Annotated in this window: 21 protein-coding genes; 6 read left to right on the forward strand and 15 right to left on the reverse strand. The window is 64.5% G+C overall.

The window, feature by feature from the left end; all coding sequences use genetic code 11:
* Nucleotides 1-59 precede the first annotated feature (59 nt).
* The 6 genes from JCM7686_RS07220 to JCM7686_RS07245 form a co-directional block, all read right to left on the reverse strand.
* Nucleotides 60-677 (reverse strand): LbetaH domain-containing protein, encoded by a 618-nt coding sequence (locus JCM7686_RS07220; RefSeq protein WP_020950195.1) that lies wholly within the window; start codon nt 675-677, stop codon nt 60-62.
* 76 nt (nt 678-753) lie between these two features.
* Nucleotides 754-1,647 (reverse strand): CehA/McbA family metallohydrolase, encoded by an 894-nt coding sequence (locus JCM7686_RS07225; RefSeq protein ID WP_020950196.1) that lies wholly within the window; start codon nt 1,645-1,647, stop codon nt 754-756.
* Nucleotides 1,648-1,677: 30 nt separating this feature from the next.
* On the reverse strand, nt 1,678-2,799 hold the full coding sequence (locus JCM7686_RS07230; RefSeq protein ID WP_020950197.1) for an ABC transporter ATP-binding protein: 1,122 nt from the start codon (nt 2,797-2,799) through the stop codon (nt 1,678-1,680).
* Between the two features lie 12 nt (nt 2,800-2,811).
* Complete coding sequence (locus JCM7686_RS07235; RefSeq protein WP_020950198.1) at nt 2,812-3,645, reverse strand: ABC transporter permease; 834 nt, start codon at nt 3,643-3,645, stop codon at nt 2,812-2,814.
* Entirely contained in the window at nt 3,642-4,553 is a 912-nt protein-coding gene (locus JCM7686_RS07240; RefSeq protein WP_041527202.1) for an ABC transporter permease, read from the reverse strand. Before JCM7686_RS07240 ends, JCM7686_RS07235 begins: the two co-directional genes overlap by 4 nt.
* A complete protein-coding gene (locus JCM7686_RS07245; RefSeq protein ID WP_020950200.1) occupies nt 4,540-5,676 on the reverse strand; it encodes an extracellular solute-binding protein in 1,137 nt (378 codons plus the stop codon). Before JCM7686_RS07245 ends, JCM7686_RS07240 begins: the two co-directional genes overlap by 14 nt.
* 251 nt (nt 5,677-5,927) lie before the next feature.
* Here JCM7686_RS07245 and JCM7686_RS07250 point away from each other — a divergent pair, with 251 nt between their 5' ends.
* Nucleotides 5,928-6,632 carry a GntR family transcriptional regulator gene (locus JCM7686_RS07250; RefSeq protein ID WP_020950201.1) on the forward strand — a complete coding sequence of 235 codons (705 nt, stop codon included), beginning with the start codon at nt 5,928-5,930 and terminating at the stop codon, nt 6,630-6,632.
* A gap of 38 nt (nt 6,633-6,670) precedes the next feature.
* Here JCM7686_RS07250 and JCM7686_RS07255 read toward each other — a convergent pair whose 3' ends face one another.
* Genes JCM7686_RS07255 through JCM7686_RS07270 form a run of 4 tightly spaced genes read right to left on the reverse strand, consistent with a single transcriptional unit; the run spans nt 6,671 to nt 10,467 of the window.
* The gene (locus JCM7686_RS07255; protein WP_020950202.1) at nt 6,671-7,507 is read right to left on the reverse strand and encodes a PfkB family carbohydrate kinase; all 837 of its coding nucleotides are present in this window, start codon (nt 7,505-7,507) and stop codon (nt 6,671-6,673) included.
* A gap of 1 nt (nt 7,508) precedes the next feature.
* Entirely contained in the window at nt 7,509-8,342 is an 834-nt protein-coding gene (locus JCM7686_RS07260; protein WP_020950203.1) for a carbohydrate ABC transporter permease, read from the reverse strand.
* Nucleotides 8,339-9,211, reverse strand: coding sequence for a carbohydrate ABC transporter permease (locus JCM7686_RS07265; protein ID WP_041527684.1), 873 nt, complete (start codon nt 9,209-9,211; stop codon nt 8,339-8,341). The genes JCM7686_RS07260 and JCM7686_RS07265 overlap by 4 nt, the downstream gene beginning before the upstream one ends.
* 14 nt (nt 9,212-9,225) lie before the next feature.
* Nucleotides 9,226-10,467 (reverse strand): extracellular solute-binding protein, encoded by a 1,242-nt coding sequence (locus tag JCM7686_RS07270; RefSeq protein ID WP_020950205.1) that lies wholly within the window; start codon nt 10,465-10,467, stop codon nt 9,226-9,228.
* Between the two features lie 183 nt (nt 10,468-10,650).
* Here JCM7686_RS07270 and JCM7686_RS07275 point away from each other — a divergent pair, with 183 nt between their 5' ends.
* From JCM7686_RS07275 to JCM7686_RS07290, 4 genes are all read left to right on the forward strand, one after another.
* A complete protein-coding gene (locus tag JCM7686_RS07275) occupies nt 10,651-11,427 on the forward strand; it encodes a DeoR/GlpR family DNA-binding transcription regulator (RefSeq protein ID WP_041527203.1) in 777 nt (258 codons plus the stop codon).
* Nucleotides 11,428-11,495: 68 nt separating this feature from the next.
* Complete coding sequence (locus JCM7686_RS23375) at nt 11,496-11,975, forward strand: GbsR/MarR family transcriptional regulator (protein WP_020950207.1); 480 nt, start codon at nt 11,496-11,498, stop codon at nt 11,973-11,975.
* A 64-nt stretch (nt 11,976-12,039) separates the two neighbouring features.
* Complete coding sequence (locus tag JCM7686_RS07285) at nt 12,040-13,227, forward strand: efflux RND transporter periplasmic adaptor subunit (RefSeq protein WP_020950208.1); 1,188 nt, start codon at nt 12,040-12,042, stop codon at nt 13,225-13,227.
* Between the two features lie 10 nt (nt 13,228-13,237).
* Nucleotides 13,238-16,369, forward strand: coding sequence for an efflux RND transporter permease subunit (locus JCM7686_RS07290; protein WP_020950209.1), 3,132 nt, complete (start codon nt 13,238-13,240; stop codon nt 16,367-16,369).
* Nucleotides 16,370-16,462: 93 nt separating this feature from the next.
* Here JCM7686_RS07290 and JCM7686_RS07295 read toward each other — a convergent pair whose 3' ends face one another.
* The 5 genes from JCM7686_RS07295 to JCM7686_RS07315 all read right to left on the reverse strand — a co-directional run bounded on the left by JCM7686_RS07295 (nt 16,463) and on the right by JCM7686_RS07315 (nt 23,272).
* Entirely contained in the window at nt 16,463-19,210 is a 2,748-nt protein-coding gene (locus JCM7686_RS07295) for a DUF4344 domain-containing metallopeptidase (protein WP_020950210.1), read from the reverse strand.
* Between the two features lie 180 nt (nt 19,211-19,390).
* Nucleotides 19,391-20,197, reverse strand: coding sequence for an ABC transporter ATP-binding protein (locus tag JCM7686_RS07300; RefSeq protein ID WP_041527688.1), 807 nt, complete (start codon nt 20,195-20,197; stop codon nt 19,391-19,393).
* 5 nt (nt 20,198-20,202) lie between these two features.
* Entirely contained in the window at nt 20,203-21,249 is a 1,047-nt protein-coding gene (locus JCM7686_RS07305; protein WP_020950212.1) for a FecCD family ABC transporter permease, read from the reverse strand.
* A complete protein-coding gene (locus JCM7686_RS07310; RefSeq protein WP_020950213.1) occupies nt 21,246-22,292 on the reverse strand; it encodes a FecCD family ABC transporter permease in 1,047 nt (348 codons plus the stop codon). The genes JCM7686_RS07305 and JCM7686_RS07310 overlap by 4 nt, the downstream gene beginning before the upstream one ends.
* Nucleotides 22,289-23,272, reverse strand: coding sequence for an iron-siderophore ABC transporter substrate-binding protein (locus JCM7686_RS07315; RefSeq protein WP_051201631.1), 984 nt, complete (start codon nt 23,270-23,272; stop codon nt 22,289-22,291). The genes JCM7686_RS07310 and JCM7686_RS07315 overlap by 4 nt, the downstream gene beginning before the upstream one ends.
* A 409-nt stretch (nt 23,273-23,681) precedes the next feature.
* On the opposite strand from JCM7686_RS07315, the gene JCM7686_RS07325 reads away from it, so the two are divergent.
* Entirely contained in the window at nt 23,682-25,796 is a 2,115-nt protein-coding gene (locus tag JCM7686_RS07325) for a TonB-dependent siderophore receptor (RefSeq protein WP_020950215.1), read from the forward strand.
* Nucleotides 25,797-25,812: the final 16 nt, after the last annotated feature.

The following is a 25,812-nucleotide window of genomic DNA, read 5'->3' on the forward strand; positions in this document are numbered from 1 at the left end:
CGCGGGGAGGCATGCCCTTTGGCGTTGGGCGCGGGACCGCCTGCCAAAGAGCCACTTCTTTAGCCGTTATATTTCTCAAGAAACGCCTCGGCGGGCAGTTTGCGGAAATCGGGCAGGGCTTCGCGCAGGCGCTGGTGATCCCAGTCCCACCAGGCCAGCGCCATCAGCCGGTCGATCACGTTTTGCGAAAAGCGCATCCGGATGATCTTGGCCGAAACCCCGCCGACAATCGCGAAATCGGGCACATCCTTGGTCACCACCGCGCCCGAGGCGACGATGACGCCCGCGCCAAGCGTCACATCGGGCTTGATGATCGCGCCATGACCGATCCAGCAATCGGGGCCCAAAACCGTGCGGCGCGCGGCGCGGGCGGCGAAGAAATCGGCGTCATCCTGAGCATCCTCCCAATACCAGGACGAGCGGTAAAGGAAGTGGTGCTGCGCGGCATGGGCATAGGGGTGATCGGTCGGGCCGATCCGGGTCGCCGCGGCGATATTGGCGAATTTGCCGACGCTGGTATTGGCGATGTCGGAGAGCCGTTCGCAATAGGCGTAATCGCCGAAATCAGAGTTCAGGACACGTGCGTCCTGACCGACCTCGCAATAGGCGCCGAAGGTCGAGTTGGTGATCTGGGCACCGGAATGGAGGAAGGGCTCGGTTGGGCTGAGACGGGTCATGGGGTCGCTTCGTTGAGGTCAAGGTTGCGGTTGAGGGGGGACAAGCGGGCCGGTTGTTCGGCCCGCGAGGGGGCGCTTAGTCGCGCCAGAGCGGGTTGGCCCAGGCGCGATTGCCTGCCTCATCGGCGATGACAAGCCGCGCCCAACTGCCTGCGAATTTCTCGAGCGGCAGGCGCAAATGGGTCAGATCCATGCCGGTGACCGCGGCCGAGCGCGCCGCATGGCCGATCAGCCAGGCCGAGGAAATCGGGCTGGTTTCGACATTCAGATGATCGCCGTCGATCTCGACATGATAGATCTCGGGGCCTTGCGAGGCGTAATAGGCCCCGGCCTTCAGCGCGGCGAGGATCGCCTCGGGGCTGCGCTCGGCGGCTTTGACCATGACCCAGCTGCCGCCGAGATCGCCGTGATAGCGATGGGTGTCATCGGCGGCGACGACGCCGATGCGGCGGCCGGCATTCAGCATCTGGTCGATGAGATGGCCGCCTTCGCCGCGCCCGGTCTCTATCTGGCAGATGGTGTTCCAAGCCTCGACCGCATGGACCTCGGGCAGGGTCAGCGCATCTTCCGGGGTCAGCCCATACCAGGCGGGATGGGGGATCGACACGAAGGCCCCGGCATCGAGCGCGCGTTGTGCGAGCTCTACCCCGGTCTCCGTCTCGCCAAGCGGCGCGAAATCAATCGGCAGGCCATTGGCGACCAGATGCCAGATCTCGCCATTGCCAAGCGCGGGGGCGTGAAGTTCTGCACCCAGCAGCGTGGTGAATTCCGCGTCACGCCACGGCGTCGTATCGGTGACCGGATAGCCATAGCGCGCCATGAAATGGTCGGTCAGGCTGATGAAATCATAGCCCAAATCGCGGTAGAGCGCGCAGACGCGGGCAGGCGTCGGATCGCCGTCCGAGACCGAGGAATGGCAATGCAGATTGCCGCGCAGGAACAGGCCGGGGGTGGTGAAGGCACTCAGCATGAGGCGTCTTTCTTTCGAGGTGAGAGGGGGTCAACGGGCGGCGCTTAAAAGCGTGCCTAGCATGTCGGGAAGGGGTTCTGGCGGCGGCATCCCGCCCGCAAGGGGAGCGTCGGGCGTGACGAAAGCCAGCCGCCCGTCGCGATAGACCGAGACGCGGCGCGGCTTGGGGATCAGCCGCGCGCCCTCGTCAAGCGGCTGCCCGGCGGGGGCTTGAGCCTTGAGGCGGTTGCCGTCAGCGAGCATCAGATCGACCGACAGATGGCTGCCAAAATCGGTAACGCGAGTCACGCGCGCGGCGGGGGTGATGCCGTCGGGCGCAGGCGTGAGGGCCAAGTCTTCGGGTCGGATCGCCAGCCGCGCCGGGCCGTCCGGCAAGGGCAGGGTCAGCGGCAGGCCGCCGAAATTGGCTTGCCCGCCCCGGATCTCGATGTCGAAAAAGCTGATCTGCCCGATGAAACCCGCGACGAATTCGCTTTCGGGGCGGCGGTAGATCTGCTCGGGGCGGCCGATCTGTTCAAGCCGTCCGGCGCGCATCACCGCAATCCGGTCGGCAATCGCCAAGGCCTCGTCCTGCCCATGGGTGACGAAGATCATGGTGATGCCCAAGCGGCGCTGGATCTCGCGGACCTCGTCGCGCAGGTGTTCGCGCAGATGCTGGTCGAGGCTCGCAAAGGGCTCGTCGAGCAAGAGCACCTTGGGTTCCAGCACCAGCGAGCGCGCCAACGCCACGCGCTGTTGCTGGCCGCCCGAGAGTTTCGCAGGCGAGCGCTCGCCAAAGCCCGCAAGCCCGACCAGGGCCAGCACCTCATCGACCTTGCGGCGGATCTCGTCGCGGTTCAGACGGCGCAGGCGCAGGCCAAAGCCGATATTGCCCGCAACCGTCATATGCGGCCAGAGCGCATGGCTTTGAAAGACCATGCCGGTCGGACGACGCTCGGGCGGCAACGGCGTCATATCGCGGCCCTCGATCAGGATACGCCCGGCGCTGGCGGTCTCGAAACCGCCGATCATCCGCAGCACGGTCGATTTTCCCGAGCCCGAGGGGCCAAGTAGCGAGATCAGCTCGCCCGGCGCGATCTTGAGCGAGACCTCGTCCACCGCCGTGGTCGGGCCAAAGCGGCGGGTCAGGTTTTGCAGTTCCAATGCGGACATGAAGATCTCCGTTCAGGCGCCAAGCGCGCGCCCCAGCGCCTGCGCGCCGAGAAAGCGGCGCACGACGAGCAGCAAAAGGAAGGAGGGCAGCCACAGGATGACCGACAGCACCGCGCCATATTGCACGACCAGTTCCGAGTTGATGAAGCGGATCATCAAAAGCGGAACCGTGCGGACCTCTGGCGCGCCGATCAGCCAGGCGACCTCGGTTTCATAGAAGGTGTTGACGAAGGTCAGCAGCACCGCTGCCGAGACGGCGGGCAGAACCTGCGGCAAGGTGATCGACCAGAAGACCCGGAGTGGCCCCGCGCCCGCGTCCCGCGCCGCTTCCTCGAGGCGGCGGTCGACGTTTTGGAAGGCCGAGACCGGGATCCAGACCATGAACATCAGCGTGCCGACGAGCTGGATCAGCACGACGCCCCAGAAGCTGCCGATGAGGCCAAGCCCCATGAAGATCGTGGCGATGGTGATATAAAGCCCGAATTTCGGGAAGGCATAGACCGTCAGGAACGACAGGAAAAACGCGTTTCGTCCCGGAAAGTCGAGCCGGGCAAAGGCCCAGGCGGCGGGCAGGCAGATCACCGTCGAGAGCGCGGTGACGATGGCCGAAAGCGCGAGCGAAGTGCGCATCGCCTCCCAGACATCAGTGCGCCCGAGCATCTCTTGCCAGAAGCGCAGGCCGAATTTCTGCGGGATGACGGCCGGCCAACGCCAGATCTCGGTCAAGGACCAGACCGCGACCACGATCAGCGGCATCAGGATCGCGACGCTGAGCAGCGTGGCGATGACCAGGCCGCGCAGATCCAACTGGCGGAGAGGGGAAAGGCGGCGCGCGGCGAGGCTCATCTCTCATTCTCCCGGCGGTTGCGCGCGGTCGAGCGGACATAGAACCAAGCAAAGACCGCGCAGAAAAGGAAGGTGACGACCGCCTGCGTGCGCGCCTGCGTCGGCTGGTCCACGTCGATGATCGTGCGGCGCATGAAGGGGCCCATCATCTCGGGCACGGTCGGGCCAAGCAGCCAGGGCAGCGTGAAGGCCGAGAAAAGCCCCAGCACCACGAAACAGGCCGCGACCAGAAGCGTGCCGGTGATCCTCGGCAAGATGATATGGCGCAAAACGCTCAGCCGGTTCGCGCCGACATCGCGCGCGGCCTCGACCGCGGCTTGCGAGACATTGCCAAGCCCCGCCAGCACGATCAGCAGCGTCAGCGGCAGATTGTCCCAGACAAGTCCGATGATCGGCCCCCAAGGCGTCAGATAGGGCGAGGGGATCTTGGGCAGGCCAACCGCATTCAGAAGCGTATCAAGCGTGCCATTCGGTCCCAAAGTGCGGATCAGCGCATAAGCCAGCAGGATCGAGGGCACGAACAGCGGAAAGAGCGCGATGGTCTGGACATAGCCCGCGAGCCGCGAGTGCGAAAAGCGCAAGTACAGCGCGATCGGCAGCGACAGGCCGAGCAGCAGCCCGGTTGAGACCGCCGTAACCCAGATCGTCAGCCACAGATTGCGCAGGCTGAAGCCGTCGCTGAGAAAGAAGCGGTAATGGGCAAGGCTGAAGCGGCGGCCCTCGGGCGTCGTCACGCTCAGCGTATCGAGAACCGACAGCGCCACCGGCCACAGGATCAGCCCGACGACCAAAGCCACCGGAACGGCGACGAGAAGGAGGCCCCAGAGCCCCCTTCGGTCGTTTCGCACAGGCGCCTCGGCCGCGAGCAGGCTCGCCGCCGCGCCCGATGCGGGATCAGCGCTGGACATGGGGCGCCACGGTGCGGAACCAGCCATCGCTGATCGCCGAAACCCAAGGCCCGCCCGGGAAAACCGGGATCGAGGCGGGCTGGAGCGAGGCATATTTCGCCGAAAGCGCCTCGGGCAGATATTTCCACTCGATGGCCGGGAAGGCGCCGATCTCGGTCACGACCTTCGCCTGAATCTCGGGCGAGAGCACCAGATCGCAGAGCTTCATCGTCAGATCGAGATGGGCGGCATTGCTCGGCACCGTCATATCGGCAAAGCCACCGGCAAAGGCCAGATCGGTCAGCTGGATAAAGCCCGTCGTCTCAGGGAGCACGCCCTGATTGACGGCGGCGAGCGCCATATCCGACCAGACCGGCGCCATGGTCACGACGCCCTGCGCCAGCAGCTGGATCGATTGCATATTGTCGGCGGTGTAAGAGCCCGGCCCATAGACCGATGGCGCGATGTCTTTCAGAAGCTCAAAACCTTTGGCGAGCAGCGCATCGCTTTCGCCGGGCGTGTAATTGTCGATGCGGAAGATCGAGGGATCGCGGCCATTGGCCTCATGGATGGCGCGGCGCACGAAATTGCCGCCCGAGCCGCCTGTATCGGGGCGGTTATAGATGAACTGGCCGGGATTGGCCTTGATCCATGCGGTCAACTCGTCCCAGGTCTTGGGCGCATCGGCGAGCGCAAGCCGGGTCGTGTCAAAGGCCAGAACCACCTGCGTGCCGCGATAAGGCAGCCCGTAATCGCTTTCCTTGGTGACCGGGTTGATCTTGTCGTAATTCTCCAATCCGGCTTTCGCGAAATCGACCCAGAGCCCCTTTTCGATCGCGCCTGCGGGCAGGTTCGGATCGTTTTCGTCAAAGAGATTGACCTGCGGATCGGTCGAGCTTCCCAGAGCCGCCAGCGCCCGGTCGACGATCGGCGCGATATTGTTGCGCGCGCTGACCACATTCAGGCGATAGCCCGAATGCGCGGCCTCGAAGGCCGGTTTGATGATGTTGTTCCAGAAGTTGATGATGTTGGAATCGCCGGTGATATAGACATCAATCCGGCCGCTCTCGGCCAAAGCGATGCGCGGCATCAGGCCGACCAGCGCACCGGTGGCGCCAAACTGCAAAAGCTCTCTGCGGTTCATCTTGCTCTCCGTTTCAGGATGGGCAGCGCCCGGTGTTCGGCCGGGCGGAGGAAAAACTGGGGCGAGGACGCAGGCGGCGGCGCGCCGTGCTGAGCCATCTCGAAAGCCCGGGAAACCCGATCTCTCTGAGCCAGCGGATTAGGCGGCCATTGTGTAGAAGGGGTGACAGGTGTAGGTACAGCTCAGGGATTTTTGGGGATGCCCGCAAAGCGCGATCGCGGGAGGGCCAAAACAACGCAAGGCAGGCTCGGATGACGACACAATGGCGCGGGCTTTATGACGAGCTGGCGGCGGCGATCCAGAATGGCACACTGAAGCCCGGTCAGCGCCTGCCGACAGAGCATGAGCAATCCGCCAGCCGCGCCATCAGCCGCAATACCGTGCGCCGCGCCTATCTGGCGCTGTCGCAGGCCGGGCTGATCCGCATCGTCAACGGGCGCGGCAGCTATGTCATGCAGACTGGCCTCACCTATGAGATCGACAGCGATTCCCGGTTTCGCGAGGTGCTCGAGCGGCAGGGCGTCGCCAGTTCGATCCAGACGCTCTCGACCGGGCTTGGCCGGGCCGAGCCGAATGAGGCAGAGGCGCTTTCGATCAAGCCGGGCGCGGCGGTTTTGCGCCAGACCATGCTGATCTTGGGCGAGGGCACGCCCTTCATCCTGACGACGCGGGTCTTTCCTGCCGATCTCGCGCTCGATCTCGAGGAGCGGCTCTTGCGGCTGGGCTCGTTTACCGCGCTGCTGCGCGATCTGGGGCTGGGGCCTTTGCACCGCGTCTCGACCACGGTTGGCGCGCGGATGCCAGAGCCGAAAGAGGCGCGGCTTCTGTGCTGTCCGCTCAATGCGCCGGTGCTGGATGTGGTCGCTTTGGGCAGGCTGGAGAGCGGGCGGCCCGTGGAATGGCAACATGCGCTGATGAACAGCCGGCTGATCAAGCTGTCATTCCTCAGCCCGTAAGCGGGACGCAACCGTCAGGGTCGCGCCCCGGATCAGGCTTAGGGCGCGGTTCCGGCGATCAGCCAGTCGCGCATCGCGAGATTGGCGGCCATGACAGCCGCGCGCGGATCGGCGCCGCGCAGCAGAGCATCCAGCAGATAGCCCGCGAAACTGTCGCCCGCGCCGATCGAATTGCTGAGCGGCAGCGGATCGGGCACGGCGACCGGCGCGCCTCTTGCGCCCTCGCTCAAGATCTCGACCGGGCCTGCGCCATCGGTGACGATCAGGGTTTTCAGCCGAGCGCCCGCGCAAGCGTGGGCATGATCCCAGATCCCGGCCAGCGTCAGGGCCGGAAAATCCGCGCGTGAAGTCACGGCCAGATCGGCGGGCATCCGGCTTTCGGGGGCAATCGGCAGCTGGATCATCACCCAAGGGATCTGGTCAAGACAAGCGATCAGCCCTGGCCCGGCATGGCGGATATTGAGATAGGCCGCCGCCGGGCGCGGCTCGGTCTGGTCGAGGTCAAAGACCGGAGCCGCGCCAGGAGGTGCAAGGATCGTGCGCTCGCCATCGGGCGAGAGCAGGATCTCGGTCAGCCGCGTTTCGGCTGCGCTGCGGTCGAGCAGATCAAGCGTGAAACCGGTCTCGGCAAGCGTCTGATAGCTCGCCTCGCCACGTGCGTCCCGCGCCAGATGGGACAGCAGATCGACCTGCCAGCCCAGAGCGCAAAGCCGCATGCCGGTGAACCAGCCGCCGCCGCCCAGCCGGACCTCGCGCTCGCGCCAGCTTTGACGCTGACCCGCGACCAGCGGCGCCTCGAGCCGCCAGATCCGGTCATGGTTGATATGAGCGGCCAGCAGGATGCGGCTGGCCTTGGGATCAATCACAGGTCTCATCTCACTTATCCGCCAGTCCCGGAGCCAAGGCTTCGACAATATAGCGCTGCGCCATCAAAAAGACCGCAAGCACCGGGAGAACCGACAGAAGGCTCGTCGCCATCAAAGCCCCCCAAGGCGTCTGCGCGCCGTCGAGATCGGCGAACATCGCAATGCCGGTCGTCAGCGTCTTGCGCGTTGTATCCTCGAGCACCAATTGCCCCCAAAGATAGATGTTCCACGCGCCAAGGAAAGAGATCACCGAGAGCGCCGCGATCGAGCCCACGACATTCGGCAGGCCGATCTGGACGAATTGCTTCCAGATCCCGGCCCCGTCGATGCGGGCCGCCTCGAACATCGAGGCGGGGAGCTGACGGAAGCTTTGGCGGAAGTAGAAGACGTAGAAGCCGACATAGGGGATCATTGGCACGATCATTGCGCCGTAACTGTCGAAGGCGCCGAGCTTCACCACGGCGATATAGGTCGGGATGATCGCCAGAACCGAGGGGAAGGACATGGTCGCGACCACGATCCAGAAGGCGGTGTCGCGGCCCTTGAACTCCATCCGGGCGAAGGCATAGCCCGCAGGCAGGCTGAGCGCGAGCTTGCCAAGCGTGATCAGCCCCGCCGTCAGCATCGAATTGCCCAGCCAGAGCCAGATCGGATGACGCCGCGCGGCCTCGGTGAAATTGCCAAGCGTCGGATCTTCGGGCCAGAAGCGCAGGGCCTTGGCGGTGATCTGATCTTGCGGCGTGAAGGCCGCCGTCACCATCCACAGCAGCGGAAACAGCGTCACCAGACACAGGATCACCAGCACGACATGAAGCGCGAAGCGGTGCGGAAGAAAGCGGCTCATTCGTAATGCACCTTACGCTCGACCAGCGCGAATTGCGCCCATGTCACCAGCAGAACGGCGACGATCAGGATCATCGCCACCGCGCTCGCCTGTCCGAATTGGAAGAAGCCAAGCCCTTGTTGCCACAGGTAATATAGAAGGTTCGAGCTGCTGCCTGCAGGACCGCCTCCGGTCAGGACATCGACCACGCCGACGATATCGTCGAGGACCGAGAACAGCGTCGTCACCGCGATGAAAAACGCCGTCGGCGAAATCAGCGGCAAAGTGATGTTGAAAAAGATCCGGCGGGGACGGGCGCCGTCCAGACGCGCGGCCTCGATCAGGCTTTGCGGCACGGTGGTCAGCGCGGCCAACCACAGAAGCATATTCAGCCCGAAGCTTTTCCAAAACGTCACCAGCGAGACGCACAGAAGCGCAAGCTGCGGATCGGTGTGCCAGCGCGAGCGCGGCAGGCCGAGCGCGGAGAGCACCTCGTTGAACAGCCCGTTCACCGGGTTCAACAGCCACGACCATGCGACCCCTGCGACCGAATAGGCGACGATGGTCGGCAAGAAGAGCGCGCCGCGATAGATCGGCCCCATGCGCGAGCCGCGCACGCCATGGATCATCAGTGCAAATCCAAGCGGCAGCAGGATCTGCGCCGGGATCAGGACAAGGCAGTAAAGCAGCGTATTCCAAGCCGAGAGGCGGAAATCATGGCTCGCGGCGACGGCCTGATAATGGCGCGTCCCGGCAAATCCCACATCCGGGGAGAGAAGGTTCCAGTCCAGAAACGAGAGCACAAGAGAGGCGATCATCGGCCCATAAAGGAAGACGATGACCGCCACGACCGCTGGCCCCACGAAAATCCATGGGGCCAGCGTTTTCATCAGACCAGTGCGCATCAATCGGCCAGAACGGTGCTCAATTCGGCCGAGGCCTGTTTCAGGCCATCGGCGACCGACACATCCTTGGTCAGCATGCGCGAGACCCAGTTGCGCCAGATCGTCTGACCTTCCAGACCGCGCTTGCCGGGCCAGATCGTCTCGGCGGTCAGGCCATCGACCAGCTGGGCCTCGGCGGGTTTCATAAACTCGTTGATCAGCGGGATCTCATGGGTCGAGGTGTTCAGATAGCCGACCTCGGACCAGATCTTCTGACCCTCGGCAGAGGCGCAGAATTCAAGGAAGGTCAGAGCCGCTTCGGCGCGCTCTTGGTTTTTGGTATAGACCGCGAGGAAGTTGCCGCCGCTGTTCATGTTGCGGGCATGGCCGGGCAGGCCCGGGAATTTCGCGGTGATCGCTTTGGCGGGGCCTTGCGGGAAAGCCACGGCACGGGTCGAGGTGGTGGTGCAGATCGCAAGCGCGCCTGCCTCGAAAGCCGCGTCCTGCTCTTTGCCGCTGACGGGCAGCCACAGCCCCTCATGGGCGGGGGCGCAATAGGCCTCCATCCCGAGACGCGCGGCCTCGCTGTCGAGCGCGAGTTTGCCATTCGGATCGATGATGAAGCCGCCAGCGTTCTGGATGAAGCTCTGGCTCGTCCATTCATTGTTCGAGAGCGCCAGCGCCGAGCGATAGGTCGCATGGCCTTTGAGCGCCGCATCGAGCTTGCGCGCCGCGTCGTAAAGCCAATCGGTATCGGGGTTTTCTGGCAGATCGGCGGAAAGCCCGGCCTCGGCCCAAAGCACCGAGTTGATGAAGGTGATTGGCGTCGACATCGCCCAGGGCAGACCGATCAGCGCGCCGTCGATCGTGACCAAGGGCGCCAGCGAAGGCCGGAAATTCGCCATGATCGCGTTCACGCGCGCCGAATTGATCTCGCGCAGGTCGCGCGCGCCAAGGATGCGGCGGGCGAAATAGCCGAATTTCCAGCCGGTGATCATCAGATCGGGCTCTTTGCCCGCAGCGATCCCGGCCAGCGCCTTGGCGGTCGCGGTCTCGTAATCGCCGTCAAAGCGGTTTTCCACGGTGACGCCAAGACCCTTGGCGTTGAAGGCATCGACGACCTTCTGGAAGGGCTTGTCCGCACCCCAGATCGAGGAAATCGTCAGCCGTGCATCGCTGGCGCGCGCGCGCCCGGCCAGAAGGCCTGCGCCGATCATGGCGGCACCCGAGACAAGCAGGCTGCGGCGGGAAAGAGAGGTCATGTCAGGCTCCTTTGCGCCCATGGGCGCGTTTCGTCACGCCGGAACCTAAAGAGGATGCGTGACAGTGATGTGCCTGTTCCTGCCTGTTTCGGGCGTCATTTGCCCGGTTTCTGCCCGATCTGTCACATTTTCTGTGGCTTTGCTGTGGCATTCCTCCGCCATGCCCGGAAAAGGAGAATATTCATGGCCGTCAGCGGCACCGAACCCGCCAGCCTCGACCGGCGCGACCGCATCCGCGAGATCATCCTGCGCGAAGGGCAAGCAAGCGTCGCGCGGCTTGCCGCCGAGCTGAAGGTTTCCGCCGAAACCGTGCGCCGGGACATGAAGCTCCTCGAGGACAGCGGCTATATCGCGCGCATCCATGGCGGCGCCAAGGCCGCGACCGGCTATGCCTTGCCCCATATCGACCTGCGTATCGGACGCGACCGCGCCGCCAAGGAGCATATCGCTCATCTCGCCGCCCCTCTGGTCGAGCCGGGCATGTCGGTTTTCTTCTCGGGCGGCTCGACGGTGCTGGCTTTGGCATGGCGGCTGCGTGAAGGGCCGCGCATTGATGCGACGACGGTGATGGTCGATGTCGGGCTGGCGCTGGCCTCGGGCGGACAGACCGAAGTTTGCCTGTGCGGTGGGCTGCTGAACGCCGTGTCGCGCGCCTGCACTGGCTATGAGGCGAGCGAGATGATCGCGCGGCGCAGCTTCGATCTGGCCTTTCTGGGGGCAAGCGGGCTCGATCCGGGGCGGGGGCTTCTGGGCCCATCCGAGGGGCATCTGCAATCGGCCCAGACCGTGCGGCGGCAGGCGCGCAAGGTCGTCGCGGTCATGCCTCATAGCGCGCTTGGCAATGAGGATCGCTTGCAGATCCTGCCACTGAACGCGCTCGATATTCTCGTCACCGACCGTCCGCCGCCGCGCGATCTCTTCCGGGCGCTCGAAGGGGCTGGGGTGCGGGTGATGTTCTAGCGGCGGCGCTCCGCCGCGTCACTTTGTTCAGTCTTGACTAAACGAAATGGAATTTGTAGCCCGAGCCCATGACAGATCAGCTCTCGACCGCCCAAGAATTCGTGGAAGTCATGGGAATGCACTTCCAATCCTATCGAATGCCCCGCATTGCCGGGCGTTTGTTTGGGCTTTTGCTGATCGAGGGCGGGCCGTTCAGCTTTTCGGAACTGGCCGAGCGGTTGCAAGTCAGCCGCGCCAGCATCTCGACCAATGCCCGCACCTTGCAGGCTTTGGGGCTGATCGAGCGGGTGGCCAAGCCCGGTGACCGGCAGGACCATTACAAGATCGACGCGAACGGGCTGATCGCGATGCAGCGGCAGGAGATCCAGAAACTCAGCGAGATCCACCGCTGGTATCGCGAAACGGCGGCGAAGCTTGGGCCGACCCATGCCGGAGCGGTTCAGCGGCTAGAGATTGCCGCGCTGATTTCCGAGGCTGCGGTCAAGGGCATGGTTCAAGGCCTGAGCGGGGCCGAGGACATTCTGGCGCAGGTTGGGCAAAAGGACTGACCCGTCGGGTTGTCGGGATTTTTTGACCAAACTGTTCAATTCATACTGAATGAAGGAAATGAAAATGGCCGCACGCAGGTCGAAACGCCTCTGGATCGCCGGGCTCGCCCTGGGAGTTGCGGCCCTGGCCGGGGCCTATTCCCTGTCTCGGGGACCAGAGGGTGACGAAGGGGCCGGACTGGTCGCGGCGGTCTCGAACCCGGCCTCTGCCGCCGAGCCGGTCGGCTTTCGCAAAGAGCTTTCGCCCGCCGATGTGACCCTGATCCTGCCGCAGACCCTGACCGAGAAGATTGCGGTCAGCGGCGAGCTGCGCCCGGTCAACCGCACCATCATCAAGGCCAAGGTCACCGGCACCATCCGCACCGTCACGGTGAAGACCGGGCAATCAGTCAAGGCGGGCGAGGTGCTGGTCACCTTCGATACAGAAGATCTCGAATCGGAACTGCGCCGCGCGGAAAGCAATTTGAAGGCATCGCAGGCCCAGCTTGTGCTGGCGGGCCAGACGCTTGCGAAAACCGAGGAATTGCAGCGCCGGAATGCCGCGACGCTCAGCGCGCTCGAAAAAAGCCAGAGCGACGAGGTCGCGGCGCGCGCCAATGTCGCCTCGCTTGAAGCGCAGGTCGAAACCGCGCGCACGGCTTTGTCCCATGGCGAGCTGACCTCGCCGATCGATGGGGTCGTCGCCAGCCGCGCGGTCGAGCAGGGCGAAACCGTGGGCAATGGCGCCGATCTTCTCAGCGTGGTCGATGATTCCGTTTTCGAGGCACAGGTTCTGGTCGCGACCCGCGATGTCGCGCGGTTGAGCGTTGGTCAGCAGGCCGAGCTTTCCATCGACGGTCTGGGCGATCAGCGCCTGACCGCATTGATCGACCGGATCAGTCCGGTCGCCAATGAGGGCACGCGGTTCGTGCCGGTTTATCTGCATCTCGATGCGGGCGGTCTGCGCCTGTGGGGCGGGATGTTTGCCTCGGGCACGATTACCTTGCGCGCGGCCGAGGGCGTGATCGCGGTGCCGGAAAAGGCGCTGCGTGAGGATGAGCAGGGCCATTACGTGCTCGTCCTTGCCGATGGCGAGCTGAAGCGGCGGCCGGTCGAAACCGGCGAGAGCTGGCAAAATGGCCGGCTGACCGCGATCACCTCGGGGCTGGCGGCAGGCGAGACCGTGCTGACCGCGCCGATCCGTGGGCTGGTCGCAGGCACGCCTGCCGTGGTGACCGGGGCCAAGACCGACGCCCGATCTGGCGTGAAATAAGGACGGCGCGATGTTTCTCACCCGTATTTCCGTCGCCCGTCCGGTCTTTACCGTGATGATGATGGTGGCGCTTCTGGTCTTCGGGCTGGTGGCCTATCTGCGCATTGGCGTTGATCTTTATCCGAAGATCCAGGTGCCCGCCGTCGTCGTCGTGACCCAATATCCCGGCGCGACGCCCGAAACCGTCGAAACCGAGGTCTCGCGGCCGATCGAAGAAGCGCTGAATGCGCTCTCGGGGCTCGATGATCTCTCTTCGACCTCTTATGAGGGCACCTCGGTCGTCGTGGCCCAGTTCAAGCTGTCGATTGATGGCATGACGGCGGCGCAGGATGTCCGCGACCGCGTCGCGCCTTTGGAGGGCAGTTTCCCCAAAGGCGTCGAGAAGCCGGTGATCCAGCGCTTCAACCCCTCGGATATGCCGATCCTCTCGATCGCGATCAGCTCGAGCGCACAGACCTTGCCCGAGCTCACGACCATCGCCGAACAGCGTATCGTCAAAAGTCTTGCCACCGTTGCGGGCGTGGGCCGTGCCCAGCTCGTTGGTGGTCAAAGCCGTCAGGTCGATATCCGCATGGACGACAGCCGGATGCGCGCGCTTGGCATTGGCGCGGATGAGGTCGTGAACGCGTTGCGCGACGGCAACCAGAACCTGCCTGCGGGCAGCGTCGTCTCGCGTCTGACCGATCAGAGCCTTCAGGTGCAGGGCCGGATCGAGCAGCCCGCCGATCTTCTCGATATGATCGTCGCCCGCCGCGGCGGCGCGCCGGTCTATCTGCGCGATGTGGCCCGTGTGCTTGATGGGGCCGCCGATGCGACCAGCGCCGCGATCTATGACGGTCGCACCGCTCTGGCGGTCGATATCACCAAGACGCAGGACGCCAATACGGTCGCGGTCGCCCACGCCGTCAAGGCGCGGATGGAGCAGCTCAATGCCGAGCTGGCCGGGCAGGGCGTCGAGATGCGCGTGGTCACCGACAGCTCGGTCTCGATTGAGGAATCGGTCGAGGAGGTCCAGCGCACGCTGATCGAGGGCGCGGCGCTGGCCGTGGCCATCGTCTTCCTGTTCCTGAACTCCTGGCGCAGCACGGTCATCACCGGGCTGACGCTGCCGATCTCGATCATCGGCACGATTGCGGTCATTCATGTCATGGGCTTCACGCTCAACATGATGAGCCTTCTCGGCCTGACCCTGTCCATCGGCATCCTTGTCGATGACGCCATCGTCGTGCGCGAGAACATCACGCGACATCTGCAAATGGGCAAATCCCATATTCGCGCGGCGCTCGACGGCACGAATGAGATCGGGCTCGCGGTGGTCGCGACCACGGCGACGATCATCGCGGTCTTCCTGCCGGTCGCGCTGATGGAAGGGATCATCGGCCAGTTCTTCTATGAGTTCGGCGTCACCGTCTCGGCAGCCGTGCTGATCTCGCTTTTCGTGAGCTTCACGCTCGATCCGATGCTGTCCTCGGTCTGGTATGATCCGGATTCGCAGCCCAATGCCAAACGCGGGCTGATCGGGCGCGCGGTCGCGAAATTCGAGCATGGTTTCGACCGGCTGGGGCAGGGCTATCGCCATGTCATCACCTGGGTGCTGCGTCACCGCCTGGTCACCATGATCGGCACGACCGCGATTTTTATCGGCAGCCTGATGATGGTGCCGCTGGTCGGCGTCGAATTCGTCGCGGCCTCGGATGAGGGGCGGATGCAGGTCAAGATGACGACGCCGGTCGGCTCGTCTCTGGACTATACCACCGCGAAACTCGGGCAGGTCGAGGCGGCGCTGAAGGAATTTCCCGAGGTGACGACGATCTATTCGACGATCAACACCGGCTCGGCCGAGGGCAAGAACAAGGCTGTGCTGCAAGTCGAGCTGACGCCGGCCAAAGACCGCAAGGAAACGCCGACGACGCTGGCCGAGCCCTTCCGCGAGCGGTTGTCGCGCATTGCCGGGATCACGACCTCGATCGCGGTCGGCGGGCTCGACGGGGGCGAAAGCCCGATCAAGGTCAGCGTTCTGGGCGACGACCGCGAGGTTCTCAACAAGATCGCCGCCGATCTGGCCGAGCGCATTCGCGGCGTCGCGGGCGCGGTCGATGTCGACACGAGCGCCGAGGCGCCCGCCCAGATCGTCTCGGTCCGGCTCAAGGGCGATGCGGCGAGCGATCTTGGCATCAACGTGCCCCAGCTTGGCACGACGCTGAACACGCTGGTCGGCGGGGCCAAGGTCACGAAATGGACCGATGCGGCGGGCGAAAGCTTCGACGTGGTGCTGCGCCTGCCGCTCGAACAGCGCGCCGATGCCGATATGCTGCGCGATCTGATGATCTCGACCGGGCGCACCGATGCCCGCGGCGAGCCGGTGATGGTGCGGCTCGATCAGGTCGCGGATTTCGTGACCACCTCGACCGCCTCCGAGATCCGCCGCCTCGACCGCAGCCGCGAGGTGCTGATCACCGCCGATACCGCCGGTCGCCCGCTTGGCGATGTCACCAGCGACATTCAGGCCCTGATCGACACGACCGAGCTGCCGCCGGGCTATCGGCTGAGCTTTGGCGGGCAATCCTCGGATATGGCCGAGACCATGGGCCATATGGCGACGGCGCTGATCATGGCGGTGGTCTTCATCTATCTGGTGCTGGCCTCGCAATTCGGCAGCTTCCTGCAACCCATCGCGATCATGGCGGCGCTGCCTCTGTCGCTGATCGGGGTGATCCTTGGCCTGATGGTCGCGGGCAGCACGGTCAATATGTTCTCGCTCATCGGCTTCATCATGCTGATGGGTCTGGTGACCAAGAACGGTATCCTGCTCGTGGATTTCGCCAATCAGGAGCGCAAGCGCGGCCTGCCCTTGACCGAGGCGTTGGTCAATGCGGGCGTGATCCGCTTCCGCCCGATCATCATGACGACGCTCGCCATGATCTTCGGCATGGTGCCGCTGGCGATTGCCGTGACCGGCGGGGGCGCGCAGCGCGCACCGATGGCCCATGCGGTGATCGGCGGGCTGATCAGCTCGACCATCCTCACGCTGGTGATCGTGCCGGTGATCCTGTCCTATATCGACAGCTTCACCCGGCGCATCTCGCGCTTCCTGCCCAAAGCGCCCGACGATCACCATGAGGCCGAAGAGCCAGCCGCCTGAGCCTCTGGCGTGACGACGAAAAAGGCCCGCCCCGAAACGGGCGGGCCTTTGATTGCCCTGTCCGGCGTTGAGGCCCCGTCGTCAGGCCCCGCGTTATTTTACATCGCTCAAGGGCAGATCATTCGCGGTCCAGGCCTCGAGCCCGCCCCGATACCACGAGACCTTATAGCCCGCCGAGCCGATGCGCAGCGCCGCATTATAGGCCGCGCGATCTTGCAGCCCATCGCCAAAGACCACGATCGGCCGGCTCTTGTCGCCCTGGGTCAGCTCGTCAAGGAACGAGCTCACCCGACCTTGCAGGCTGTCGCTGAGACTGCCATCCGCGCCAATCCCCGGCACCATATCGGCCAGCGGCAGCGTCTTGACCGGCGAGGAGGCCCGGATGTCGAGGATCAGGAGGTTTTCGTTCTCTTTCAGAAGCTTGTAGAAATCGAGCGTCGTCACGGTATCGGCATAGGGGTTGCGCACCGGCGTCGGCCCCCGATAGGGCGAGGCAAAGAGCCGGGGGGTCTGGGGCACACCGCTGTCGGCCAGCTCGTCCAAAGCGTCCAGACGCAGATCGCCGCCGCTCTCGCCCGAGGCGGCTTTCGTCGCGCCGCCCGCGGGGCTCGCGCCAGCGCCATCGGAGGTTTTCGGCGCCGGGCTCCCGGACCCGGCCGGGGTTTCATAGCCCTGATGCGTGCCCATTTCGATATCCGAGATCATCACGGCGAAATGCTCGATAATGTCATAGCACATCGTGATCTCGCCTTCGCGCGGCGCATACCAGGCATTGAGCTGGCCGCAATCGCGATAGGTGATGCGCAGCGGGCGGGGCAGGGCGTAAACCGTGCCAAGCCGGGTGTTGCTCATCCGAAGCGCCTCGCCAAAGCCCTGCCGCACGAATTCGCCGATCTGACGTTTCGAGGGTTCAAACACCACCTCGATCGGCGCGCCGGGGGCATCGGCGGGCAGCTGGCCGCCCGGATCAAAGGTGCTGACCCGGGTATGGGGTGCAAGGATATTGGTCCAGGCGCGGTTTTGCTTCTGGAACTCGGATTCGCAGCGTTGCAGCGTCGATTCTTCCAGCCCGATCTTGGCCGCGAGATCCGCGAATTTGGCGGGAGCGGCACCATACATCACGCAGAACATATTGCGGAACCGCTTGAGATCGGCGGTATGCTCGTCCTGCCAAGGCGTATCGGGCGCGCCGGCTTCTTCGGACAGCTTGCCGCTGTAATACCACGACAGCGCGGCATAGGTCGCCGAATATTGCGCCATATTATCAAGGGACTGATCGCCCGAAGGGAAGAGCAACGGATCGACCATCTGGAGCGCCGAATAGATATCGACGGCATCTTCCTCGGGGCCGGTCGAGGGCAATTCCAGCTCGCCGATCAGCGCATGGCCCAGCTCATGCATGAGGATCGATTCGGAAATGCCCATATAGGCGCCGATGGTGCGGTCATTGTCATAGCCAAAGCGCGGCAGCGGGCCGGTCAGATCGTCGCCCATCGAAAACTCGGGGCGGCGCTGGTCGTCGGCACCGGCGGTCGCGGGCGGCGATTGCGGCGTGCTGGTGCCCGAAATCGGGCCCGAAGTCAGATGGTGGAAACCGAAAGTGCCGCGATCGGCGGCAATCAGGCTGAAATCGCCGCCCATTGAGGGATCGTCGACAACCTCGGCGATCTTCGCGCCGTTGAGAAAGCCCGCCATGGCGGTGCCGATTTCGACCACGGCCAGCGTGTCATTGCCGTCAAGCTTGGCCACGCCCTTCAGCCGACCGACCTCATTTGCGCGGTTGGCCTCGTCAAAGCACAGGAACACCCCGTCGCCGGACAGGGTCACCTGCACGGTGCAACTGTTCTTATTGCGCGGATTTTCCCAAAAAAGCCCCGCCGAAGCATAGCGGCTTTCGCCGTCGCTGCCCGGCGCGATCAGCCCGAGTTGCAGCTCGGTCACGCGACCCTCTGCGGTCACCTCGGGCAGGTTCAGCGCGAAAAGCCGCTCGTCGCCGCTCTCATTTTCATTGCCGGTCATATAGATCCCGTCCGAGCTTGCCTGAGTCCAGCCGCGCCGATCGGGCGTCCGGGCAAAGCTTTGCGCGAGCAGATCATCGCCGCCGGTCGCGGCAACCGGGCCAGATGCGGGCACCGTGTCGCTTGAGCTCGACCCCGAGCCCGACCCAGCGCCCGAGGCCGAGGTCTCGGCCGGGGCGGAATCTTCCTCTTTCGGCACATAGGTGCTGAAATGCGACAGACCGAAAAGCCCGCGCCCCGAGGCCAGAACGCCCATTTCACCATTCATCGCCGGGCGGTTCTTGATCGTGCCCATTTCGAGGTCGTTGACCAGAAAGACCGCCTGGCCGTCGCGCTCGACGATTTGAAGGCGGTCCTTGCCGTCCAGTTTGACCGCATCCGCCGTCCAGCCGAGCTGGTCGACACTCAGGCCCGAGATACAGTTAAGCTCGGCCTCTTTCGAGGCGCGGGCTTCTAGAATGCAGGTCTCACCCTGATCGGCACCGCCCATCGTCATCGCGACCGAGGCATTGGGATCGTCGCTGCGGATGGTGAAGATCAGAAGCGACGAGCGCAGCGGTTTCGGCGGCGGGCCGGCCTGATAGCTCAGGGTTTGCGCGGTCTTCGCCCCGTCGAGATTGTCGAGAATCACCAGATCCTTCTCGTCGGTGATCTTCCAGCCTTCCGCTGGCGGCTTGCTCAGCGCCGGGCCAAGCTCGCCCAGATCATGCGCCTGCGCCATGCCGCCCCAGCACGAACCGATCAGCGCGGCCAGCAGCGAAAGCCGGAAAACCGGGCGTTTCTGGGCGCGAACGGGCGGCTTTGCCCAAAGCTTGTCGATCACTGTGGACTCCTTCTCCGACCGGACCTGCCTTTGCGCCCCTTGTGGAGCGTCAGCACCCAGTCAGATCCCCTCCGCGGCGCGCTCCCTAGATGACTTTTGCGCCGCGTTTTGACAATGCTTCCGCGACGCCAAATGATCATTTCCTCTTTGAGGTGCGGCCTTGCGGCCAAAGCCTGATCCTCAGAGGGGCCGCGTCACATAATGACGCCCGAGCGGCAGCATCATCGGCCGCCCCGAGGTTGGATCGGTGATAATGCGCGCCTCAAGCCCAAAGACCGCGCGCATGTTGTCCTCGGTCAGAACGATCTCGGGCGGGCCCGCGACATGCAGCCGCCCGGCGCGCAGCGCGATCAGGTGATCGGCATAACGCGCGGCAAGGTTGAGATCATGCAGCACCATCACGATGGTCGTGCCCCGGGCGCGGTTCAGATCGACCAGCAGATCCAGCACCTCGACCTGATGGTTGATGTCAAGAAAGGTTGTCGGCTCATCGAGCAGCAAAAGATCGGTCTCTTGCGCCAGCGCCATGGCGATCCAGACGCGCTGGCGCTGACCGCCCGAGAGCTCATCAACCGCGCGCTCGGCAAGTTCGAGCGTCTGGGTCACGCGTAAAGCCTCGGCCACAGCCTCGTCGTCCCGCTGGCTCCAGCGCGCGAGGAGGCCCTGATGGGGATGGCGGCCCCGGCTGACCAAATCGGCCACGGTGATCCCCTCGGGGGCAACCGGCGTCTGGGGCAAGAGCCCCAGCTTGCGTGCGAGCTCTTTTGCGGGGGTTTTGTAGATCGAGCGCCCGTCAAGCAGCGCCGCGCCCGCAAGCGGAGGCAAGAGCCGCGACAAGGCCCGCAGCAAGGTCGATTTCCCGCAGGCATTGGCGCCGACGATCGCGGTGATCTGGCCCGGCGGCAGGCTCAGATCCAGCGCCTCGATGATCGGACGCTGGCCATAGCCTGCCGAAAGGCCTTGCGCTGAAAGGGAATGTTGGGTCACGCGGGTCACACAGAGCCTCCGCCACGATTCACGCGGATAATCAGATAGATCAGATAGGGCGCGCCAAGCGCCCCGGTCACGACGCCGACCGGATAACGTCCGGGGAGCAGGTTCTGCCCCGCGAAATCCCCGGCCAGAACCAACAGCGCGCCGATCAGTGCCGCCGGGATCAGCGTCGAACCATTCTGGCCCAGAAGACGCGCGGCGATCGGGCCAGACAGGAAGGCCACGAAGGCAATCGGCCCGGTGATCGCGGTGGCGCAGGCGATGAGGGCCACCGCCGACAGGATCACGGTGATCCGCGTCCAACCGACCCTGACCCCCAAAGCGGCGGCGGAATCATCGCCCATGCGGATCGCCTCGAGATCACGGGCGCGGCTCAGGAGCAGCCCGCCAAAGACCGCCAGCGCGACCAGAAGCGGGGCGGATTGGTCAAGCTGGGCACCGTTGAGGCTACCGGTCAGCCAGCGCATCGCCTCTTGCAGGCTCCAGGCGGGCGCGCTCGACAGGATATAAGCGACAGCGCTGTTGAGCATGGCCGAGACGCCGATGCCCACGAGGATGAAGCGCGTGCCCGCCGCCTGACCTCGGGCCGAGAGCAGGAAGATCGCGAGCGCCACGCCAAGCCCCGCCACGACCGCAAGGATCTGGACCATGCGTCCGTCGAGCGACAAGACGACGATGGCAAAGACCGCCGCCGCGCTCGCGCCAGAGCTGATCCCGATGATGTCGGGGCTGGCCAAGGGGTTGCGCAGCAGGATCTGGAAGGCGGAACCGGCAAGGCCGAAGCAGAGCCCCGAGAGCACGGCAAGCGTCGCGCGCGGCAAGCGCAGCTCGGCCACGGTGAAGCTCACGCCGGGCAGATCATGGCCGCGCAGCACCTCAAGGACCAGTGCGGGCGGCACGAAGGACTGCCCGACCATCAGGCTGAGCGCAAAACCCAGAGCGACCAGAAGCAGCAAAACGCCGAGGATGAGCTGACGACGACGGGCACGGCCACGGCGGTCCGCCGCGATCCAGCGCGCGCCGTCGGAGGGCGCAAGGGCGGTCATATCGCGCGGACCTTGTGACGCCGGGCGATCCAGATGAAGAAGGGCGCGCCGATCAGCGCCACCAGAACGCCAACACTGATCTCGCCCGGCCGGGCCAGCACGCGGCCCGCGACATCCGCGCCGATCACCAGCACCGCGCCACCAAGCGCCGAGAAGGGCAAAAGCCAGCGGTGGTCGATGCCGACAAGCTGGCGGCAAAGATGGGGCACGACCAGCCCGACAAAGCCAATCGGCCCGCAGACCGCCGTCACCCCGCCGCAGAGCAGGATCGCGCCAAGCGCGGCGCTCGCGCGGGCAAAGGCCACGGATTCACCAAGGCCCGCCGCCAGCTCATCGCCAAGCGCGAGCGAGTTCAGGCGCTTGGCCGAGAGCAGGCAGATCGCGAAACCTAAGGCGAGGAAGGGCACCACCGGCATGATCCGCGCCATGGTCGCGCCGCCGACGCTGCCGATCTGCCAGGCTTGCAATCCGCCCGCGATATCGCTGCGCGGCAAGACGATCGCGATCACCAGCGAGGACAGCGCAATCGAGGTCGCCGTCCCCGACAGCGCCAGCTTCAAGGGCGTGGCGCCGCCCCGACCGAGCGAGGCGATCGCATAGACGAAAACCGCCGCCACCGCCGCGCCAAGGATCGCGCTCCAGATATAGGCCTGCGCCGTGGCGATATTGAACCAGGCGACCGCAATCACCACTGCCAGAGCCGCGCCGGTATTCACCCCGAGAATGCCGGGATCGGCAAGCGGGTTGCGGGTAATGCCCTGCATGACGGCTCCGGCAAGGCCCAGACCGGCCCCGGCGAGGGCCGCGAGCAGGGTGCGCGGCAGACGCGCGGCCACGGCGGCCTCGGCGATGGTCTCGGTCTGGCCATTCAGGGCGGCGATCACATCGGCCAAGGCGACCTGACGCACACCAATGGCCACCGACAGCCCGCAGAGCAGCACCAGAAGCCCGCTCAAGGCCAGCAGCGCCGTCAGCCGCCGGGCAGAGCCGGGCGCGCGGACCCGGGCGCGGTCCTGTTCCGTGAGCGCGAGGCGAAAACTCATGGTGCGGGCGTGGCTTCCGCGCCGGAAGCGGCCTCGGCCTTTTGGGCGGCCTCGCCCAGACGAGCCACGTAATCGTCGAGCACCCAGGAAATCGACAGCGGCGTCGGGTTGGCGGCGGTGCCGAAGGCATCATTGGGCAAAAGCACCACCGCGCCCTTGGCAATCGCGGGCATATGCGAGAGCAGCGGATCGGCCTTGATCGCCTCCATCAACGGCGCGCCGCCATAGGTCACCAGCAGGTCGACATCGTCGAATGTGTCGATCCGCTCGGCGCTGACCTGACCGGAGAACTGACCGGGCTGCGAGGCCTCGATCACGCTTTTGGGCGAGGCAAGCCCCAGATCGCGGAAGAACTTCACCCGCGTGTCATTCTCGGTGTAAAAGCTCACCCGGCTCAGATCGGTGGTGTCGAGGTGGGTGATGAACATCGCCGTCTTGCCCTTGAGCTCGGGATGGCGGGCCACGGCTGCGGCGATCTCGCCCTCAATCTTGCCGATCAGCGCCTCGCCTTCGGGCGCAAGCCCAAGCCCCGCGCTGTCGAGCCGGATCATCTCGCGCCAATCGGTCGCCCAAGGCGCCTCGGGATAGGCAATCGTCGGCGCGATGCGGCTGAGCATGTCATAATCCGAGGCGCGCAGACCGGAATAGGCGCCAAGAATGACATCGGGCTGGGTGGCTGCGACCGCCTCGAAGTCGATGCCATCGCCTTCATCGAAGAGGGTCGGGGTCTCTGCGCCAAGCTCGGCCAGACGCTTTTCGACCCAAGGCAAAAGCCCGTTGCCCTTCTCATCGGCGAAATTCGCGCGGGCAAAGCCCACCGGCACAATGCCAAGCGCCAGCGGCACCTCGTGATTGGCCCAAGCGACCGTCGCCACGCGTTTGGGCTTTTGCGCGACCGTGGTGGTGCCAAGCGCATGGGGGATCGTCACCGGAAAACCCTCATCGGCCTGGACCGGAGCAGGGCTCAGCGCAAGGCCCATCGCCAGCGCCAGCGGTGCGGTGACAGCGATGGCAGAAGGCGCGATCCTTGCGTCTTGAAGGGCGCGGCGCAGGGGCGGCAGCTGGAAAAGAGGCATCGCAAACGGGTTCCGGGGTAGTTGATGCTTTCACTTGGGTTTCCCCTGCCGCAGCGTGGGCGTCAAGGGATCGGGCGGGATTGCTGCGCCCTTCGAGGCGCTTTCCCGTAGATTCCGACAAAAACGATAGGAATCTACAAGACGGCCCCCGCAACGCTCCTTAAAAGCGCGGATCAAGGTCCGGAGGGCTGCGGTTTCGGTCACGGACCGCCGCGCGCCCGCTGAAGACCACTCGACCCAAGCCACCGCCGCCACCGAAAGCATCCGCTGCGGAAGCCAATAAAAACAACAATTCAAGATCTGGAATCGCATCGTGTCCATCCTCTCCGCCAAGGATCACCGCCCGAGCGGGCGCCGCAAGTTTTATGCCACTTTGCTCGGCTGCGCGTCGGCACTGGCCTTTGTCCCGGGATTTGCCTTGGCCCAAGCGACCAGCGGCGCGGTCGTGCAGCTTGACACGGTGGTGATCGACGGGACCGCCGGCGATGACGATGCGGGCTCGATTGTCGCGAGCCGCACCACCAGCGGCGGCAAGATCGCGACCGAGCTGCTCGACACGCCCGCCTCGGTCTCGGTTATCACCTCGAAAGAGATCCAAGAGCGCAATGCCCAGAATGTCGAGCAGGTCCTGAGCTATTCCGCCGGGGTCACGACCGATTTTTATGGCTCGGACGACCGTTTCGATTTCATCAAGATCCGGGGCCTCGATGCCTATGCCTACCGTGACGGCCTGACCCTTGGCCGTCCCTTCGGCGGCGTGCGCGAAGAGGTCTTTGCCTTCGAGCGGGTCGAGGTTCTGCGCGGCGCCAATTCGACCACCTTCGGCGTCTCGGACCCGGGTGGGGCGGTGAATTACATCACCAAACGGCCGCGCGACATCCGCTTTGGTGAGGCCTATGTCACGGGCGGCTCGAACAATCTGGCCGAGGTTGGCGTCGATTTCGGCGACAATCTGACCCCGGATGCGACGCTCTCTTATCGCGTCACCGCCAAGGTCCGCAAAGCCGATGCCGAATATGACCATTCCCGCGACAACGAGAAATTCGTCATGGGCGGGCTGACCTGGCGCCCCGATGCCGCGACCAGCCTGACCATGGTGGTCGATTACCTGAAAAAGGACGGCGTGCCCGGCAGCGGCGGCCATCCGGTCGGCTCGGACCTGCCGCGCCACCGCTTCTTCGGCGAGCCCGATTACAATTATCGCGGCACCGAGCGCACGACGCTCAACCTGATGTTCGAGCATGATTTCGGTGGCGGCTTGAGCTTCAGTTCGAACGCGCGCTACAGCGACGCCAAGACCAATTTCGGCTATGCCTATGTCTCGGGCAGTGCAGGCGATGGCAGCACCACCGTCAACCGCGCTTTCTTCGGCAATGATGGCACCGACCGCGAGTTCATCGTCGATGCCCGTCTGCAATATGACAGCCGCTTCAATGGGATCGACAGCCAGACGCTGGTTGGGGTCGAATATCGCGATGCGACCTCGACCGATATCACCGCTTGGGGTCCGGCGCCGAGCATCGATTGGCGAAACCCGATCTATACCGGGCGTCCGGCCAATGTGCCGGTGCTGAGCAGCTCGAAAAGCGAACAGAAGGGCAAGGCGCTCTATCTTCAGCAGAACCTGACCTTCTCGGAGAAATGGATCGCGACGCTTGGGCTGCGCCATGACTGGATCGACACGACCAACACGGACCGGCTCGCGGCGACCAGCCAAAGCGGCGAGTTCAGCGAAACCACCAAACGCCTTGGCCTGACCTATAAGCTGAACGAGGACCTCTCGCTTTATGGCAGCTATGCCGAGTCGGTTGTGCCTGCCTCGCTGACGGTCGAGCCTGAAGAGGGCGATCAGCTGGAATTCGGCGTGAAATATCGCCCCGCCGGCACCAATGCTCTGCTGACCGCGGCGGTCTATGATCTGACCAAGAAGAACATGACCCGGATCGATCCGATCACCAATCGCCCGGCCACCATCGGCGAGGTTCGCGTGCGCGGGCTTGATCTCGAGGGCAAGGCAGAGCTCAGCGACCGGATCAGCCTGATTGGCAGCTATTCCTATCTGGATTCCGAGATCACGCGGAACGGCACTTTGGGCAATGAGGGCAAGCGCCTGACTTTCGTTCCGCGCCACACCGCCTCGGTCTGGGTGAATTACACGCTTGCGGGCAATGAGAGCCGGGGCGACATGACCTTTGGTCTGGGCGGGCGCTTCACCGGTTCCTATTACTTCAATGATGCGAATACGGTCGGAACCGGCAGCAATTTCACCGTCGATGCCGCCTATAGCTATCAGCTCGAGAAAAACACGGCACTGGCACTGAATGTGAGCAATCTCTTCGACCGCAAACATATCGACTATGGCGGGTTCGGGGCGGATTTCTACAATCCGGGTCGTGAGGTCTCGGTCTCGCTGCGCCGCAGCTGGTAAGGAAAACCGCCTTGCC

This window comes from Paracoccus aminophilus JCM 7686 (assembly GCF_000444995.1).
GTDB classification, from domain to species: domain Bacteria; phylum Pseudomonadota; class Alphaproteobacteria; order Rhodobacterales; family Rhodobacteraceae; genus Paracoccus; species Paracoccus aminophilus.

What these genes read in the sequence shown, in the direction of transcription:
- JCM7686_RS23375 (WP_020950207.1), top strand. Translation starts at nt 11,496, where the DNA reads ATGACAGATCAGCTCTCGACCGCCCAAGAATTCGTGGAAGTCATGGGA.
- JCM7686_RS07310 (WP_020950213.1), bottom strand. Translation starts at nt 22,292, where the DNA reads ATGAGTTTTCGCCTCGCGCTCACGGAACAGGACCGCGCCCGGGTCCGC.
- JCM7686_RS07260 (WP_020950203.1), bottom strand. Translation starts at nt 8,342, where the DNA reads ATGAGCCGCTTTCTTCCGCACCGCTTCGCGCTTCATGTCGTGCTGGTG.
- JCM7686_RS07240 (WP_041527202.1), bottom strand. Translation starts at nt 4,553, where the DNA reads ATGTCCAGCGCTGATCCCGCATCGGGCGCGGCGGCGAGCCTGCTCGCG.
- JCM7686_RS07245 (WP_020950200.1), bottom strand. Translation starts at nt 5,676, where the DNA reads ATGAACCGCAGAGAGCTTTTGCAGTTTGGCGCCACCGGTGCGCTGGTC.
- JCM7686_RS07285 (WP_020950208.1), top strand. Translation starts at nt 12,040, where the DNA reads ATGGCCGCACGCAGGTCGAAACGCCTCTGGATCGCCGGGCTCGCCCTG.
- JCM7686_RS07220 (WP_020950195.1), bottom strand. Translation starts at nt 677, where the DNA reads ATGACCCGTCTCAGCCCAACCGAGCCCTTCCTCCATTCCGGTGCCCAG.
- JCM7686_RS07235 (WP_020950198.1), bottom strand. Translation starts at nt 3,645, where the DNA reads ATGAGCCTCGCCGCGCGCCGCCTTTCCCCTCTCCGCCAGTTGGATCTG.
- JCM7686_RS07250 (WP_020950201.1), top strand. Translation starts at nt 5,928, where the DNA reads ATGACGACACAATGGCGCGGGCTTTATGACGAGCTGGCGGCGGCGATC.
- JCM7686_RS07275 (WP_041527203.1), top strand. Translation starts at nt 10,651, where the DNA reads ATGGCCGTCAGCGGCACCGAACCCGCCAGCCTCGACCGGCGCGACCGC.
- JCM7686_RS07270 (WP_020950205.1), bottom strand. Translation starts at nt 10,467, where the DNA reads ATGACCTCTCTTTCCCGCCGCAGCCTGCTTGTCTCGGGTGCCGCCATG.
- JCM7686_RS07225 (WP_020950196.1), bottom strand. Translation starts at nt 1,647, where the DNA reads ATGCTGAGTGCCTTCACCACCCCCGGCCTGTTCCTGCGCGGCAATCTG.
- JCM7686_RS07255 (WP_020950202.1), bottom strand. Translation starts at nt 7,507, where the DNA reads ATGAGACCTGTGATTGATCCCAAGGCCAGCCGCATCCTGCTGGCCGCT.
- JCM7686_RS07265 (WP_041527684.1), bottom strand. Translation starts at nt 9,211, where the DNA reads ATGAAAACGCTGGCCCCATGGATTTTCGTGGGGCCAGCGGTCGTGGCG.
- JCM7686_RS07230 (WP_020950197.1), bottom strand. Translation starts at nt 2,799, where the DNA reads ATGTCCGCATTGGAACTGCAAAACCTGACCCGCCGCTTTGGCCCGACC.
- JCM7686_RS07290 (WP_020950209.1), top strand. Translation starts at nt 13,238, where the DNA reads ATGTTTCTCACCCGTATTTCCGTCGCCCGTCCGGTCTTTACCGTGATG.
- JCM7686_RS07315 (WP_051201631.1), bottom strand. Translation starts at nt 23,272, where the DNA reads ATGGGCCTTGCGCTGAGCCCTGCTCCGGTCCAGGCCGATGAGGGTTTT.
- JCM7686_RS07305 (WP_020950212.1), bottom strand. Translation starts at nt 21,249, where the DNA reads ATGACCGCCCTTGCGCCCTCCGACGGCGCGCGCTGGATCGCGGCGGAC.